Raw genomic sequence first — 15,276 nt, forward strand, 5'->3', positions numbered from 1 at the left:
CCCCGGGACTGTCCTGCCAGGCCGGCCGTGTCAGGCCTGGCCCGACTCCAGCACTTCCAGGGCGTAGGAAAGGTCCTGCGGGTACTCGCTGGTGACCGTAACGCGCTCCCCCGTCACGGGGTGGTCAAAGGCCAGTTGGCGGGCGTGCAGCCACTGCCGCGTGAGCCCCAGGTTGGCGGCCAGGCGCGGATCGGCGCCGTAGGTCAGGTCGCCGGCGCAGGGGTGGCGGAGCGCGGAGAAGTGGACCCGGATCTGGTGGGTGCGGCCGGTTTCGAGGTGGACTTCAACCAGGCTGGCCTTGCCGAACGCCTCCAGGACTTCGTAATGGGTAACGGAGGGCCGCCCGTCCTCAATGACGGCGAAACGCCAGTCATGCCCGGGGTGGCGGCCGATGGGGGCGTCGATGGTTCCCGTCAAGGGATCGGGAAGGCCCTGCACCACCGCGTGATAGACCTTGTCAACGGTGCGCTCCTTGAAGGCTCGCTTGAGTGCGGTGTAGGCGCGCTCTGACTTGGCAACCACCATCACCCCGGAAGTGCCGACGTCGAGCCGGTGCACGATGCCTGCCCGCTCCGGGGCACCCGAGGTGGAGATGCGGTACCCGGCGGCGGCAAGCCCGCCCACCACGGTGGGCCCCACCCAGCCGGGCGAGGGATGGGCGGCCACGCCAACGGGTTTGTCGACGACGACGAAATCGTCGTCGTCGAGCAGGATATTCAGGCCTTCCACAGGTTCCTCCACGACTTCAAGCGGGTCCCGCCGTTCCGGGACGGTGACCTCGAGGGTGTCCCCGGCCACGAGTTTTGCCGATTTGCCCAGCGCCTTGCCCCGGTTCAGCACGTGCCCGTCCGCGAGAAGGGACGCGGCGACGGACCGGGAGACGCCCAGGAGGCCGGCCAGGCCGGCGTCCGCCCGCGCCCCCGCGTACTCCTCGGCGACGACGATGCGGTCAGTCATGGCCCGGGTTGCCCTTGTGTGCGCTCCCCAGCCGTGTTCCGTCCAGGGCGATCCCCCGGATGGTCAGGATGCAGATGATGGCGACGGCGGATACCACGGCGGAGTCGGCAATGTTGAAGATGGCGAAGTTGGGAAGCTGGATGAAGTCCACCACGTGTCCCATGCCGAAGGACGGCTCGCGGAAGAGCCGGTCGGTGAGGTTGCCCAGCGCCCCGCCAAGCAGAAGGCCCAAGGCAAGGGACCACCAGGCCGAGCCGAGCCGGCGGACCTGGAAAAGGATGGCGACGGCCACACCGGCCATAATGATGGAAAACACCCAGGTGACGTTCTCGCCGATGGAGAATGCCGCGCCCGAATTCCGGATGAAATACCAGTGCAGCAGGGGTGGCAGCACGGGGATCCGCTCCCCCTCCACCATGGTGGAGGTGACCCAGAGCTTGGTCAGCTGGTCCAGGACATAGGCGAAGACCGCGAACCCCGCGAACAGGGACAGCAGCACGGCCCGGCGGGGGCGCGGCGAGGGTGGGACAGGGCGTGCCGCGTCGGCGGCAAGATCGTCAGTCATGGTGCTTTCAATTCGGGAAATTTGGGTGTCAATGCCAAAAGCCGGTGGCCGAGGAATCCTCAGCCACCGGCTTTCAGAATACGTGCTGCCAGACTTAGTTGGCTTCGCTGACTTCCGGGGTCGCGACGGAGCCGCGGGCATCCAGGTCGCGCAGCTGGCCTTCGATGTAGGCCTTCAGGCGTGAACGGTAATCGCGTTCGAAGCCGCGGAGCTGCTCCACCTTGCGTTCCAGAACGGAGCGCTGCTGCTCCAGGGCACCGAGGATCTTGCGGGACTTTTCCTGGGCGTCGTTGACGAGGCTGCTGGCTTCGATCTGCGCTTCGGCGATGATCTTGTCCTTCTGGGCCTGGCCGTCGGCGACGTGGCGGTCGTGCATCTGCTGTGCCATGGCCAGCAGGCCTGCAGCAGACTCGGCGGAGGCAGTGGCGGCGGGAGCCGGCGCAGCGGGCGCGGCAGCGGCAGGGGCGGCCGGCTGGACGTCCTTCTTCTTGCTGGCTTCGGCAGCCTTCGCTTCGGCTTCCGCCTTCTCGCGGGCCTCGTCCTTGTCGGCCTTGACCGGCGCGGGGACCTTCTCCACCACGGGGGCGGCGGCGGAGCTTGCCGGAACGCTGGAACCTGCTTCGGCGAGCTTCTTGCGGAGCTCGTCGTTTTCCTGGTTCAGGCGGCGGAGTTCAACGACGATTTCGTCCAGGAAGTCGTCAACCTCGTCCTGGTCATAGCCCTCACGGAACTTGGTGGGCTGAAAGCGCTTGTTGACAACGTCTTCTGGCGTCAAAGCCATCTGGTCACCTCACTGGTCTGGTTAGTCAGTAGGCCTTCCGGCCGTCAAAACTAAGGTACCTAAATTTGGTCTGCTTACTCTAATTCAACACTGCGGTGTCAAACGGGAGGTTTCTTCGCTTTACAGTAGCTGTTCCGGGAAGGATCACACTGCATTGCGGGGTCTGGTGTGAAAGTCAGGCCAGGCCCCTGGTGACGCTCATCGCGATACTGACGCCGATGAACAGGATCAGGAAGCCCAGGTCCAGGGAGACTCCGCCCAGGCGAAGGGGCGGAATCAGCCGCCGCAGACCCTTGAGTGGCGGATCCGTGATGGAGTAGACGGCGTGTGCCACCACCAGGGCGGCGCCCCGCGGCCGCCATTCCCTCGCAAACATCTGCACCCAGTCGAACACCAGGCGAATGATGAGGCCCACGAAGAACAGCAGCAGGGCGAGATAGAGAAGTCCGAAAACAATTCCCATGACTTATTTCATATCTCCATATTCGTGCGGCCCGTCCGTTGCGGCGGCCGCTGTCGTCCTGCTGTTGTCACGTCTATTTCAGCACAGATGCCAGACAGGTGTCCCTGTCTGGCATCTCCGTACAGCCTGTGGCGCTTAGCTTTGATTGAAGAAGCTGGCCTGTGTGTCGCTGGCTTTCTTGTCGTCACCGATCACTTCGACGTAGGACGGTGAAAGCAGGAACACCTTGTTGGTGACCCGTTCAATGCTCCCCCGCAGGCCGAAGACAAGGCCTGCCGAGAAGTCCACCAGGCGCTTTGCATCGGCCTCACCCATGTCCGTCACGTTCATGATCACCGGAATGCCGTCCCGGAAGCTCTCACCGATGAGCTTGGCATCGTTGTACGAGCGGGGATGGATGGTGGTGATCTGGCGCAGGCCGGTGTTCTCTTCGCGGCTCGATGCCGCGCGCTTAATGGGGGTCACAGGGGCGCGGTATTCCTCTTCAGGGGCATAGGACGCCTCGCGGCTGACTTCGCGGACCGGTGCCGGAGCACGGCGTTCCTCGCGGTCAACTTCCATGGGTTCGTCCTCATCCTTACGTGTGGTCTGTTGCTCGGACTCGTAATGCTCATCGCCGTCGGCGAGCCCAAGATAGATCATTGTCTTGCGCAGAGCGCCGGCCATGGTCGACTCCTAATCGTGTCCCGTAAGCGGGCCGCCCAATGATTTGACAGCACTGGAGTCCCCCGCCCATCACTTCCAATAGGACCGACGCTACCCCACGGCAGGACGGGAACCGAGAATATCGGAACCGATTCGCAGGTGTGTCGCTCCGAACCTGACGGCAGCCTCCAGGTCCTGGCTCATGCCTGCCGAGATCGCTGCCGCACCCGGATGCTGCGTCACGAGCCGGGCCGAAATTTCCGCAAGCTTTTCGAACGCCGGTTCCGGCGGCGCTCCCAGCGGTGCAACTGCCATGACGCCGGCCAGGTTCAGGCTGTCAGCCCCGGCGATCCGTTCTGCCAGGAGGGGCACGTCGGCGGGGGTTGCCCCGCCGCGGTGCGTGCCGCCGTCGTCACTGCGTCCGTCCTCCTCGAGGCTGACCTGGATGAAGCAGTCCATCCGGGCGCGGCCGCCGGCGTCCATCTCGTTCCGCACTGCCTTTGCCAGGGCATCGACAAGCTGCGGGCGGTCCACCGAATGGACCGCGGCGGCGTACCGCGCAACGGATTTGGCCTTCTTGGTCTGCAGCTGGCCAACGAAGTGCCAGGTCAGGGCAAGGTCTGCCAGCTCCAGCGCCTTGGCCGCGGCCTCCTGGTCCCGGTTCTCGCCGACGTCGGTGACCCCGAGGGCCGCCAGCCGCCGGACGTCCTCTGCCGGGTGGAACTTGGTGACCACGATCAACGACGGCGGGCGGTCACTGCGCCCCGCACTTTCGGATGCCGCGGCGATCCGCTTCCGCACCGCGGCGAGCCTTTCGGCAAGCTCTGCGCTGCGGGAATCATTCCCCTGGTTCTTGGCTGGCCGATCAGTCATGGCACCAGACCAGTCCGGCGAAGCGGCCCGTGTTCCGGTTCCGGCGGTACGAATAGAGCGTGTCCGTCTCAAGCGTGCAGGGACCCGCATACTCCACCGGCACCCCGAGAGCCTCCAACTGTGCCCGGGCGCCGGCCGGAAGGTCCAGCGCCGGCGTCCCCCACGTAGTGGTGCTCCACGTTGCTGGAACCAGCGCCGACACCTCATCGCGCAGGGCGGCAGGGACTTCGTAGCAGGACCCGCAGATTGAGGGGCCCAGCCAGGCCCGGATCCGGGATGCGCCAAGGGACTTCATGCTGTCCACGGCAGCCGGGAGGACACCGTTTGCGATACCGGGGCGGCCGGCATGCGCGGCGGCAAGGACGGGTCCGTTCCCGGACTCCCCCGCCAGCAGCACCGGAATGCAGTCCGCCACCATGACAGCCAAGGGAAGGCCACGGGAGACCATGGCATCAGCTTCAGGGGCAGGTGAGCCGCTGTCCATGACGGCCACGGTGTTGCCGTGGACCTGGTTCATGAAGCGCAGCGAGCCGGGCACCGCGGCGATGGACTGTTCCAGGCGCGACCGGCGCTCCTGGACCGCGGCGGGATGGTCCCCCACATGCAGGGCAAGGTTTCCCGCACCCGCATCGGTAAATGCGGCCGACACCCCGGGCAGGATGTCGGCGCGCCAATGGAACAAGCCGCTGCCTACTTCAGGAAGTCGGGGACATCCAGGTCGTCCGGGTGGGTGCCGGTCAGGTCCGGCTCCACCACGGACGGCAGGTCGACGTCGAAGCCGGAGTCGGCCGGAACGGCCTGCGGACGCTGCTGCCCCCAGTTGCTGAGTCCTGCTGCGCCGACACCGGCGTGGATCGGCTGGACGTTCTGCTGGTGGTTACCGTTGCCCTGGTGGTTTCCGCCCTGGGGGTGGGCCGAGGCGGGAGCAACAGCAGGGGCGGCTGGCCGCTGGGGTGCGGCCTGCGGCTGGGACTGGTCCATGGAGGGCGAGGTGGCCTTGACGTCGTCGAAGCCGGCGGCGATCACGGTGACGCGTGCTTCGTCCCCCAGGGCGTCGTCGATGACGGCACCGAAAATAATGTTCGCCTCGGGGTGGGCCACTTCCTGGACCAGCCGGGCGGCCTCGTTGATCTCGAACAGGCCCAGGTCCGAACCGCCCTGGATGGACAGCAGCACGCCGTGCGCGCCGTCGATGGATGCTTCCAGCAGCGGCGAGGCGATGGCCAGTTCGGCCGCCTTCACGGCGCGGTCTTCGCCGCGGGCCGAACCGATGCCCATAAGGGCGGAGCCGGCTCCCTGCATGACGGACTTAACATCCGCGAAGTCAAGGTTGATCAGGCCCGGGGTGGTGATGAGGTCGGTGATGCCCTGGACGCCGGACAGCAGGACCTGGTCCGCCGAGCGGAACGCGTCAAGGACGGACACGTTGCGGTCGCTGATGGAGAGCAGGCGGTCGTTGGGGATCACGATCAGGGTGTCCACCTCGTCGCGCAGGGCATCGATGCCTGCCTCGGCCGAACCGGCACGCCGGCGGCCCTCGAAGGTGAAGGGGCGGGTGACCACGCCAATGGTCAGGGCACCAAGCGAACGTGCGATCCGGGCGACGACGGGCGCGCCGCCGGTGCCCGTGCCGCCGCCTTCACCGGCGGTGACGAAGACCATGTCGGCGCCGCGGAGGACTTCCTCGATCTCGTCCGCGTGGTCCTCGGCGGCCTGCTTGCCCACCTCGGGGTTGGCGCCGGCACCCAGGCCACGGGTCAGCTCGCGTCCTACGTCGAGCTTCACGTCGGCGTCGCTCATGAGCAGGGCCTGGGCGTCGGTGTTGATGGCGATGAACTCAACACCCCTGAGGCCGACCTCGATCATGCGGTTGACTGCGTTCACGCCACCGCCGCCGATGCCGACGACTTTGATGACGGCCAAGTAATTCTGCGGAGCTGCCACGTTACGTGTCCCTTGTTCGTGTCTTATTGCGAAAACTGATGGAGAGCTTGAAACCTTCAACCCTAACCCTCCAGTTGAAGGTTATAGTTATGTCAAGTAACTCTTGTCTGTGACGGTATTTCCTCTGGTTCCGACATTCAATAACCGGGTCCGCGTGTCGGATTAATACCGGGAAAGAAAGCGCTCAGCGCGTCACGGGGTGCCGGGGCACACTGACATCGTAGACCCTGACGGGGTTCTTGGGATCCGCCGGAGCCTTGAGGAGAGCGGCCAGGACCTTGGCCTTAAGTTCCTTCTCGGAGGCGTTGCCCCACACGATGGTCTGGCCGTCAACCAGCTTGAGTTCCACGGCGTCCACGGACTGCGCGGAGGCATTGGAAAGCTTGGCCAGGACGTCGGCAGGCAGGGCACCCAGCACTGCGGCCGTGGCGCGGAACAGGTCCTGGCCGATGGCGCCGGCACCGCCGTCGATGACCGGCAGCGATGCCGTCGCAGGATCGTCGGTGGTGGCCAGCTGGACGCCGTCGACGTCCACCAGCTGGTACTGCTCCCCCTGCTTGACCAGTGCAACCGGCACCCGCTCATGCACGGCAACGGCAAGGGTCGACGGCGGCCGCGCCTCGACGGATACGGATTTGATCTGGACCAGGGAGCCCAGGAGCCCCCGGACGTCGTCGTCGGCGATCTGGGGCAGCGGCTTGCCGCGAAGGGGTTCCAGTGCTGTCTGCACTTGGGCAGGTGTGACGAAACGCGTGCCCGTCACGGAAATGGTCTGCAGGGCGAGGACCGGCGAATAGATGGCGGCTGCCAGCAGCCCCACCACCAGCGCAAGCACCGTTCCGGCAGCGATCAGGACTTTCTTCCTGCGGCGCCGTCCTTTGGGCTCGGGGAACGCCAGTACCGTCGCCCCGGAAGGTTTCCCGGCCTTCGCCGGCTTGTGCACCGCCTGGTCCGGGACGCTGCGGGATGCTGTGATCACGTCACCGCCGGCGGGGCTGTCCGCCGTACCAGATGGTCGCGGCTCTGTCTTGGCGCTGCTCGCGGGCGCCGCGGCGGGGCTGGCATTCCGCTTGGGCGGGGCGTAGGTGGGACGGCGGGAGCTAGGCATGCAGCGCCTCCACGATCCGGGGCCCGTAGGCCGTGACGTCACCCGCGCCGACCGTGAGGACTACGTCCCCGTCGGCCGCGGCTTTGGCCAGGGTTTCGACGGCGTCAGCTGCACTTGCCAGCCGGCCGCCTTCATTGAGGTGGTCGGCGATGAGCTGGCTGGTGACGCCCGGGATGGGATCCTCCCTGGCAGGGTAGATATCGAGGACCAGGGCGGTATCGGCAAGGTTGAGGGCGTCGGCGAACTGGGCTGCGAACTCACGGGTGCGGGAGAACAGGTGCGGCTGGAACAGGACGTGCACCTTGTGGCCGCCGGCTACCGAACGGGCTGCCGTGAGCGCCGCACGGACTTCCGTGGGGTGGTGGGCGTAGTCGTCGAAGACCCGGACGCCGCGCACCGATCCCTTGAGTTCGAAGCGGCGCGATGCGCCGGCGAAATGGGCCAGGCCCGCGGCCGCGGCCACCGGGTCCACGCCGAGTTCAAGGGCCACGGCAAAGGCGGCAGCGGCGTTCAGGGCGTTGTGGCGTCCCGGTACCTGCAGCGACAGCGCGTACCGGGCACCATGCGCCGACACCGCGACATTGCCGGGGCCGTCGTCGTAAAGCCGGACGTCCGCCGCCTCATTGGTGCCGTACAGGACCACCCGGGTGTTGCCCCTGGTCCTGGTCCGCTCTGCGAGGGCCAACGCTCCGGCGTCGTCCGCGCAGGCCACCAGGAGGCCGTCGGCCGGCAGCAGCGCCGTGAAGCGGTCAAAGGACTCGTACACGGCCTCGGCGGTGCCGTAGTAGTCAAGGTGGTCTGGCTCCACGTTGGTGACGACCGCGATGCGGGGCCTGTAGTTCAGGAAGGACCCGTCGGATTCATCCGCTTCGGCGACGAAGATGCCGGACGTGCCGTTGGCTGCGTTGACGCCGAGGGCGGGGATGTTGGCGCCCACCGCAAAAGAAGGATCCAGCCCGGCCGCCCGCAGCAGCACGGTGACCATGGACGTGGTGGTCGACTTGCCATGCGTGCCGGCGACGGTGACGACGGTGTCATCGCCCATGGTGGCTGCCAGCGCCTGGGACCGGTGCAGCACCGGCAGGCCCGCACGCTGCGCTGCCGCCAGTTCGGGATTGTCCCCGCGGATCGCCGAACCCGCCACCACGGTCTGCGCGTCACCGAGGTTCCCGGCGGCGTAACCAACGCAGATCCGCGCGCCGGCCGCGGCAAGGTCCGCCATGACGGGCAGGTCCTTGGCGTCGGAGCCGCTGACCGGGACACCGCGCGCCACCATGATGCGGGCCACGGCGGACATTCCTACTCCCCCAATGCCGATGAAGTGCACCTTGCCAAGGGATTCCAAGCGGGGGGTGTTGTGGGGGTTCATGCAGATACCGCTTCCAGGACAAGACCAGCCATGCGCTGGTCGGCGTTTCGGATGCCGAGCCGGTAGGACTTGGCTTCCATGGCGGCAAGCCGGGCCTTATCGGTGACCAGAGGAACCAGCTCGCGCTCAACCCATTCCGGGGTGAAGTCGCGGTCGTCCACCAGCACCGCGCCGCCTGCGGCAACCAGGCCCGCCGCGTTCAGTGCCTGCTCCCCGTTCCCAATGGGAAGGGGCACCAGGACCGCCGGGACGCCGACGGCGGCAACTTCGCACACGGTGGCAGCCCCCGACCGGGCCAGCAACAGGTCGGCCGCAGCGTAGGCAAGTTCCATGCCGTCGATGTACTCCACCTGCCGGTAGCCCTTCGCGGCCAGGGGTTGGCCGGCCTCGTCCAGGACGGTCTTTCCCCGGCCGGTGACGTGGAGTGTCTGGATACCGGCGTCCGCAAGGAGGGCAACGGAGGCTGCGATTGTCCGGTTGATGCTCTGCGCGCCGGAGGACCCGCCGGTGACGATCAGGGTGGGCCGGTGGGGATCCAGTCCAAGGGCCTCGCGGGCGGCGGTGCGCGCACTCTTCCGGTCCAGGCCGGAAATCTCCTTGCGCATCGGCATGCCCACGTGCACGGCGTTGGGAAGCGGAGTTTCCTCGAAGGCCACGGCAACCCGGCCTTTCAGGAAGGCACCTACCCGGTTGGCCAGTCCCGGCCGGGCGTTGGCCTCATGGATCACCAGGGGTATGCCGCGCTTCCGCGCCGCAAGGTACATGGGGGTGCAGACGTAGCCGCCTACGCCCACCAGCACGTCGGCCTGGGCACGGTCCAGGATGGCGCCGGCCTGCCGGACTGCGCCGGCCAGCCGGGCCGGCAGGCGCAGCAGGTCACCGGAGGGTTTGCGGGGAAAAGGCACCCGGTCGATCGTGGCCAGCTGGACGCCGGCAGCGGGAACCAGCCGGGTCTCCATTCCCGACGGCGTTCCTACCGCCAGGATTGAAGCCTCCGGGGCCTCGCTGCGAAGGGCCGCGGCGATGGCGAGCAACGGACTGATATGGCCGGCTGTTCCGCCACCGGCCAGGACGATGGAAGGTTGTGTCGGAGTCATCTGGGGTTAGGCACGCTTTCTGGAATTCTTTGGTTGGTTCTTGTCCCGCCCTGGCCGGCCCTTGAACTTCAGCATCCGCTTGGGGCGCATGGCGGGAGCCATCTGCTCCCGGGCCAGGGACAGGACCACGCCCACTGCGCAGAGTGACATCAGCAGGGCCGAACCGCCGTAGGAAATGAATGGCAACGGAACACCGATGACAGGCATGAGGCCGGTGACCACGGACATGTTCACCGTGGCCTGGCCCAGCAGCCAGACCATGATGGTGCCGGCAAGGACCCGGTGGAACATGTCCTCCTGTGCCACCACCACGCGGTAAATGGCAGCGCCCAGGATGGCGAAGAGGACCAGGACGACGACGGTTCCCACCAGGCCGAGTTCCTCGCCGATGATGGCGAAGATGAAGTCGTTGTGGGCTTCGGGGATCCAGCTGTACTTCTGGCGGCTCTGCCCCAGGCCCACGCCCAGCCAGCCTCCGGAGGCGAGGCCGTACATGCCGTTGGTGGCCTGGTAGTTGGCGTCGATGCCGTCGGCACAGGACTGCCCGGTCCACCAGGAGGTGATGCGGCACATGCGGTTGGAGCTGGTGACGGCCATGACCGCGGTGCCGGCAGCGGCGATGATGCCTGCGATGCCGAAGAGGTAGAGGGGAACGCCGGCGAAGAACAGGGCCGCCGCCATGATCATCATGATGATCATGGCCGTGCCCAGGTCGTTGCCCACCAGGATCAGCACGATGACGATGGCCGCCATCGGAACGGCGGGCACCAGCACGTGCTGCCACCGGCTCAGCAGCTTGCCCTTCCTGGCCAGCACGGTGGCCAGCCACAGGGCCAGGGCCAGCTTGGCCGCCTCGGACGGCTGGAAGGTGATGCCGCCCAGGTCGATCCAGTTCCGGTTGCCGTTGATCTCGTCGCCTACCACCTGGACCAGGCCCAGGAGGAGCACGGCAACTCCGACGGCGGGCCACGCGAGCCGCTTCAGCCAGACCACGTTGACGCGTGAGAGCACGAACATGGTGAAGATGCCGATCGCGGCAAAGACGCCCTGCTTCAGGGCATCACCGTAGGGGGACTTTCCGGCGGCGATCGATTCGACGCTGGAGGCCGAGAGGACCATCATGATCCCAATGGCCGTCAAGGCCAGGGTCGCGCCCAGGATGAGGTAGTAGGTGGAGCCGTTCCGGGACTTGCCCGTGCCCTCCAGCGCCGACCAGAACCCGCGGTAGATGGTGCGCAGTTTGGCACCGGCTTCAGCAGGCTGCCGGATGGCGGTGGAGCCGGGGCGCGGTTTGGCACCCTTGGGCTTAACACCCTGCTGCCGGGTGGGCGTGCTGACCATTGTTACTCCTCGCCGGTCTGGGCCTGCCCTTCCACCAGCTCGCGGACAGCATCGATGAAAGTACCACCACGGTGAGCGTAGGAAGAGAACTGATCCATGGAAGCAGCTGCCGGAGCCATGAGCACGGTATCGCCGGATTCGGCGAGCCGGGCTGCCGACGCAACGGCCCAGGACATCACCTGTTCTCCGTTGCCGGGGGTACCGGCAGTGGTGCCGCCGGGCGCCGAAGCAGTCTCCACTCCTTCAGTGTCACCTGCCCCCGGTTCGATCACCGGGACATCCGGGGCGTGTCGCTGGAGGGCTTCCCGGAGCTGCGAGGTGTCCGTTCCGATCAGGACCACGGCCTTGAGCCGCGCTGCGTGATCACGCACCAGGTCGTCATAGCTCACGCCCTTCGAGAGGCCGCCGGCAATCCAGACCACCTTGCTGAAGGCCGACAGGGACGCCGACGCGGCATGGGGATTGGTGGCTTTGGAGTCATTGACCCACAGGACCCCGTCCAGACGGGCCACGGGTTGGATGCGGTGGTCGCCGGGCACGTAATCGAGGATGCCCTGGCGCACCGCCTTGGCCTCCACCCCGTAGGCCCGCACCAAACCGGCAGCGGCAAGGGCATTGGCAACCATGTGGCGCGGGGCCAGCGGTCCAAGGTCGGCCATCGAGGCAAGCTCGGCTGCGCTGTCCCTGCGTTCTTCGATGAACGCCCGGTCCACCAGCAGCCCCTCCACCACTCCGAGCATGCTGATGGCCGGCGTCAGCGTGGTGAAGGCGACGGCGCGGCAGCCTTCGACCACGTCGGCGTTCTCCACCATGCGCTCGGTTTCCACCTGCTCAGCGTTGTAGATGCAGGCTTTCTGCGTGCGTTCGTAAACCTTGGCCTTGTCCGCCAGGTAGGAATCATAGGAGCCGTGCCAGTCGACATGGTCCTCGGCTACGTTGAGGCAAACGCTGGCAACAGGCGACACCGATTCCGCCCAGTGCAGCTGGAAGCTGGAAAGCTCCACCGCGAAGACGTCGTACTCCACGGGATCGCGAAGGGCATCAAGGATGGGGGTGCCCACGTTGCCCACAGCGATGGCCTTGAGTCCGGCGGCCCGCAGCATCGATTCCGTGAGTCCCACCGTGGTGGTCTTGCCGTTGGTACCTGTGATGGCCAGCCAGTCCGCCGTCTTCCGGCCTTCCCTGACCCGTACGCGCCAGGCCAGTTCGACGTCGCCCCACACCGGAATGTGCTTCCGTGCCGCAGCCGCCAGCAGTGCCTGGTCGGGACGCCAGCCCGGCGAGGTCACAATCAGTTCCGGCAGTTCGCCGTCGATCCGCGGGAGGTGGGTTACCGCGTCAGGGCCCAGCAGCACGTCGGCGGCGCCGACGATTTTCAGGGTATCGGCGTGTGCACGCGCGGGGTCGCTGGTGGCGGCGTCCACCACCACCACGCGGGCGCCGAGCTCGATCAGGGTGTCCGCGGCCGCGAAGCCGGAGACTCCGATGCCCGTCACGACGACGCGCAGGCCGGCCCAGTCGGAGTCCCAGGAAACAAGGTTTGCCAGGCGGGGGGAAACGGTCACAGCAGTACAACCCATTCAGCGTAGAAGATGCCCAGGCCAACGGCGACGAAGAGTCCGCCAAGGATCCAGAACCGGACAACGACGGTAACCTCGGCCCAGCCCTTCAATTCAAAGTGGTGCTGCAGCGGCGCCATCTTGAACACACGTTTCCCGCCGGTTGCCTTGAAGTAGCCCACCTGGATGATGACGGACAGCGTGATGAGCACGAAAAGCCCGCCCACGATGCCCAGCAGCAGTTCAGTGCGGGACAGGATGGCGAATCCAGCCACGGCTCCACCGATGGCCAGCGATCCGGTGTCGCCCATGAAGATCTTCGCCGGGGAGGTGTTCCACCAGAGGAAGCCCACCAGGGCGGCGCTGAGGATGGCGGCCAGGAGTGCCAGGTCCAACGGGTCCCTGACGGAGTAGCAGCCGCTTCCGGCCTCCCGCGGGGAACCGCAGGCCTGGTTGCTCTGCCAGATGCCCATGAGGGTGTAGGCGCCGAAGACCATGATGGAGGCTCCGGCCGCAAGGCCGTCCAGTCCGTCGGTAAGGTTCACGCCGTTGGTGGCGGCGGTAACGATGAGGTTGGACCAGATGACGAACAGGACCGCGCCAAGGACGGTGCCGCCGAAGGCGAGGTCAAGCCAGGGCAGGTCGCGGACCAGGGAAATCTTGGTTGACGCCGGCGTCAGCCCGGCGCTGTTTGGGAAATTCAAAGCCAGGACGGCGAAGATGATGCCGACCGCTGCCTGGAGGATGAGCTTGGCCTTGGCGTTCAGGCCCAGGCTGCGCTGCCGGGAGATCTTGATGAAATCGTCCAGGAAGCCCACCAGGCCCATGCCCACCATGAGGAACAGCAGGATGAGGGCCGAGGCCGAGGGCCCGGGCGAGTCCGGATTCATCAGCAGCATGATGAGGTGGGTGAGCCCGTAACTCAGAAGTACTGCGGCCACCACCACGGTGCCGCCCATGGTGGGCGTCCCGCGCTTGGTGTGGTGGGATGTGGGGCCGTCGTCTCGGATGAACTGGCCGTAGCCGCGGTGCACCAGCAGGCGGATGAAAAGCGGGGTCCCCACCAGGGCAAAGAGCAGGGCCAGGCCTGCGCCGATCAACAGAGCAATCACAGCAGAGTGCTCCTTTCGTCGGCAGGGGTCGGGGCTGGGGGTAATGCTATCCGATCGCCCAAATGGCGCAGTCCTACGCTGTTGGAGGACTTGAACAGCACCAGGTCGCCCGGCTCGAGTTCTGCGTCCAGGACGTCGTAGGCCTCATCGAGGGTCTCGGCGAAGAGGCATTCGTCGCCCCAGGATCCCTCCTGCACGGCCGATACATAGAGTGCCCGCGCTTCCCGGCCCACCACCAGCAGCCGTGCGATGTTGAGGCGGACAACCTGGGTGCCAACGGCAGTGTGCTCGCGGATGGAGTCCTCGCCGAGTTCCAGCATGGCGCCCAGCACCGCCCAGGTGCGCCGTCCCCGGCCAAGGTCGGCCAGGGTGCGAAGGGCGGCGCGCATCGATTCCGGGTTGGCGTTGTAGGCATCGTTGATGATGGTGACGCCGTCGGGCCGTTCGGTGCGTTCCATGCGCCAGCGGCTTGCGGCAGCCTGTTTGCTCAACGACTCAGCGATGTGGTCTCCGGGCACGCCTGCGGCCCAGGCCGCCGCGGCGGCTGCCAGCAGGTTCCCCACGTGGTGGGCTCCGATGAGCCTGCTGCTGACGTGGCGGGGAGCGGCGCCGTCGGGCAGCTGGAGGTCGAATTCGGGGCTGCCCTCGGCGTTGGTATCGGCGTTCAGCGCCTGCACCTGGGCGTCCTGGCGGCCTTCCGCGGAGAAGCCGAGGACCGTGGCCTGGGTACGGCTGCGCATGGCGGCGACGCGCTCGTCGTCGAGGTTGATGATGGCGGTTCCCCGGGCTGTCAGGCCTTCAACCATTTCGCCCTTGGCCAGCGCGATGTTTCCGACTCCGCCGAACTCGCCGGCGTGTGCGGTGCCTACTGCCAGGACCACTCCGATGTCCGGCTTGACCATCTCCGCGAGGTAGCGGATGTGCCCGATGCCGGTGGCCCCCATCTCAATGACCAGGTAGCGGGTTTCGGTGTCCGCCCGGAAAACCGTGAGCGGGACACCCACCTCGCCGTTGTAGGAGCCCTGGGGCGCCACGGTGTTGCCCTGCGTGGCCAGGATTCCGGCCAGCAGGTCCTTGGTGGTGGTTTTGCCGGCGGAACCGGTGATGCCAACCACTGTCAGCTGGCTGCCGGTTTCTGCACGGGCGGCGCGGATGCGGCGGACGGCTTCGGCTGCGAGGGCTCCCATCGCCAGCACGGCGTCGGGAACCACGATGGAAGGGTAGGCGGCGCCGTCGGGGCCTGCCGCGGGGCGCTCAACGAGTGCCAGGACCGCACCGGCAGCGAAGGCCGCGTCAATGAAATCATGGCCGTCGGCGTGCTCGCCCGGCTTTGCGACGTAAAGCGAACCCTGGATGGCTTCGCGTGAATCCGTCACCACCGAGAGGGGCGTGATTCCGGGATCGGCGTCCAGGCGCCCGCTGGTGATTTCGGCGATTTCCGCCGCAGTAAATGCAATCATCT

15 protein-coding genes are annotated in these 15,276 nt (G+C 66.8%); all 15 read right to left on the bottom strand.

The features are described from left to right. Positions 1-30: 30 nt before the first annotated feature. The 15 genes from ACTHQS_RS18560 to ACTHQS_RS18630 all read right to left on the bottom strand — a co-directional run bounded on the left by ACTHQS_RS18560 (position 31) and on the right by ACTHQS_RS18630 (position 15,274). Positions 31-957: an RluA family pseudouridine synthase gene (locus tag ACTHQS_RS18560; RefSeq protein WP_440171829.1), complete on the bottom strand. Its 927-nt coding sequence runs from the start codon at positions 955-957 to the stop codon at positions 31-33. Beyond that, positions 950-1,522, bottom strand: a complete 573-nt coding sequence (gene lspA, locus ACTHQS_RS18565) for a signal peptidase II (RefSeq protein ID WP_440171831.1) — start codon at positions 1,520-1,522, stop codon at positions 950-952. The genes ACTHQS_RS18560 and lspA overlap by 8 nt, the downstream gene beginning before the upstream one ends. A gap of 94 nt (positions 1,523-1,616) precedes the next feature. Beyond that, positions 1,617-2,303, bottom strand: coding sequence for a DivIVA domain-containing protein (locus ACTHQS_RS18570; RefSeq protein ID WP_440171833.1), 687 nt, complete (start codon positions 2,301-2,303; stop codon positions 1,617-1,619). A 175-nt stretch (positions 2,304-2,478) separates the two neighbouring features. Further along, on the bottom strand, positions 2,479-2,766 hold the full coding sequence (locus ACTHQS_RS18575) for a YggT family protein (protein ID WP_440171835.1): 288 nt from the start codon (positions 2,764-2,766) through the stop codon (positions 2,479-2,481). A gap of 135 nt (positions 2,767-2,901) precedes the next feature. Beyond that, complete coding sequence (locus ACTHQS_RS18580) at positions 2,902-3,432, bottom strand: cell division protein SepF (protein WP_142121297.1); 531 nt, start codon at positions 3,430-3,432, stop codon at positions 2,902-2,904. Between the two features lie 90 nt (positions 3,433-3,522). After that, complete coding sequence (locus ACTHQS_RS18585; RefSeq protein WP_440171837.1) at positions 3,523-4,284, bottom strand: YggS family pyridoxal phosphate-dependent enzyme; 762 nt, start codon at positions 4,282-4,284, stop codon at positions 3,523-3,525. Continuing rightward, positions 4,277-4,966 carry a polyphenol oxidase family protein gene (locus tag ACTHQS_RS18590; protein ID WP_440171839.1) on the bottom strand — a complete coding sequence of 230 codons (690 nt, stop codon included), beginning with the start codon at positions 4,964-4,966 and terminating at the stop codon, positions 4,277-4,279. Before ACTHQS_RS18590 ends, ACTHQS_RS18585 begins: the two co-directional genes overlap by 8 nt. Positions 4,967-4,974: 8 nt before the next feature. Then, the gene (gene ftsZ, locus ACTHQS_RS18595) at positions 4,975-6,228 is read right to left on the bottom strand and encodes a cell division protein FtsZ (protein ID WP_440171841.1); all 1,254 of its coding nucleotides are present in this window, start codon (positions 6,226-6,228) and stop codon (positions 4,975-4,977) included. 184 nt (positions 6,229-6,412) lie between these two features. Further along, a complete protein-coding gene (locus tag ACTHQS_RS18600; RefSeq protein WP_440171843.1) occupies positions 6,413-7,336 on the bottom strand; it encodes a cell division protein FtsQ/DivIB in 924 nt (307 codons plus the stop codon). Continuing rightward, positions 7,329-8,705, bottom strand: coding sequence for a UDP-N-acetylmuramate--L-alanine ligase (gene murC, locus ACTHQS_RS18605; RefSeq protein WP_440171845.1), 1,377 nt, complete (start codon positions 8,703-8,705; stop codon positions 7,329-7,331). Before murC ends, ACTHQS_RS18600 begins: the two co-directional genes overlap by 8 nt. After that, positions 8,702-9,802, bottom strand: coding sequence for an undecaprenyldiphospho-muramoylpentapeptide beta-N-acetylglucosaminyltransferase (murG, locus tag ACTHQS_RS18610; protein ID WP_440171846.1), 1,101 nt, complete (start codon positions 9,800-9,802; stop codon positions 8,702-8,704). Before murG ends, murC begins: the two co-directional genes overlap by 4 nt. 6 nt (positions 9,803-9,808) lie before the next feature. Next, positions 9,809-11,143 carry a putative lipid II flippase FtsW gene (gene ftsW, locus ACTHQS_RS18615; protein WP_440171848.1) on the bottom strand — a complete coding sequence of 445 codons (1,335 nt, stop codon included), beginning with the start codon at positions 11,141-11,143 and terminating at the stop codon, positions 9,809-9,811. Positions 11,144-11,145: 2 nt separating this feature from the next. Next, entirely contained in the window at positions 11,146-12,723 is a 1,578-nt protein-coding gene (gene murD / locus ACTHQS_RS18620) for a UDP-N-acetylmuramoyl-L-alanine--D-glutamate ligase (protein WP_440171850.1), read from the bottom strand. Beyond that, positions 12,705-13,814, bottom strand: coding sequence for a phospho-N-acetylmuramoyl-pentapeptide-transferase (gene mraY, locus ACTHQS_RS18625; RefSeq protein WP_440171852.1), 1,110 nt, complete (start codon positions 13,812-13,814; stop codon positions 12,705-12,707). The genes murD and mraY overlap by 19 nt, the downstream gene beginning before the upstream one ends. Further along, a complete protein-coding gene (locus tag ACTHQS_RS18630; RefSeq protein WP_440171854.1) occupies positions 13,811-15,274 on the bottom strand; it encodes a UDP-N-acetylmuramoyl-tripeptide--D-alanyl-D-alanine ligase in 1,464 nt (487 codons plus the stop codon). The genes mraY and ACTHQS_RS18630 overlap by 4 nt, the downstream gene beginning before the upstream one ends. Between the last annotated feature and the right edge of the window lie 2 nt (positions 15,275-15,276).

Source organism: Arthrobacter sp. SAFR-044, from assembly GCF_051965175.1.
In the GTDB taxonomy this organism is placed as follows: Bacteria; Actinomycetota; Actinomycetes; order Actinomycetales; family Micrococcaceae; genus Arthrobacter.

Bases quoted from the DNA above. Each gene is read 5' to 3' on its own strand.
- ACTHQS_RS18560 (WP_440171829.1), bottom strand. From the start codon at position 957: ATGACTGACCGCATCGTCGTCGCCGAGGAGTACGCGGGGGCGCGGGCG.
- lspA (WP_440171831.1), bottom strand. From the start codon at position 1,522: ATGACTGACGATCTTGCCGCCGACGCGGCACGCCCTGTCCCACCCTCG.
- ACTHQS_RS18570 (WP_440171833.1), bottom strand. From the start codon at position 2,303: ATGGCTTTGACGCCAGAAGACGTTGTCAACAAGCGCTTTCAGCCCACC.
- ACTHQS_RS18575 (WP_440171835.1), bottom strand. From the start codon at position 2,766: ATGGGAATTGTTTTCGGACTTCTCTATCTCGCCCTGCTGCTGTTCTTC.
- ACTHQS_RS18580 (WP_142121297.1), bottom strand. From the start codon at position 3,432: ATGGCCGGCGCTCTGCGCAAGACAATGATCTATCTTGGGCTCGCCGAC.
- ACTHQS_RS18585 (WP_440171837.1), bottom strand. From the start codon at position 4,284: ATGACTGATCGGCCAGCCAAGAACCAGGGGAATGATTCCCGCAGCGCA.
- ACTHQS_RS18600 (WP_440171843.1), bottom strand. From the start codon at position 7,336: ATGCCTAGCTCCCGCCGTCCCACCTACGCCCCGCCCAAGCGGAATGCC.
- murC (WP_440171845.1), bottom strand. From the start codon at position 8,705: ATGAACCCCCACAACACCCCCCGCTTGGAATCCCTTGGCAAGGTGCAC.
- murG (WP_440171846.1), bottom strand. From the start codon at position 9,802: ATGACTCCGACACAACCTTCCATCGTCCTGGCCGGTGGCGGAACAGCC.
- ftsW (WP_440171848.1), bottom strand. From the start codon at position 11,143: ATGGTCAGCACGCCCACCCGGCAGCAGGGTGTTAAGCCCAAGGGTGCC.
- murD (WP_440171850.1), bottom strand. From the start codon at position 12,723: ATGGGTTGTACTGCTGTGACCGTTTCCCCCCGCCTGGCAAACCTTGTT.
- ACTHQS_RS18630 (WP_440171854.1), bottom strand. From the start codon at position 15,274: ATGATTGCATTTACTGCGGCGGAAATCGCCGAAATCACCAGCGGGCGC.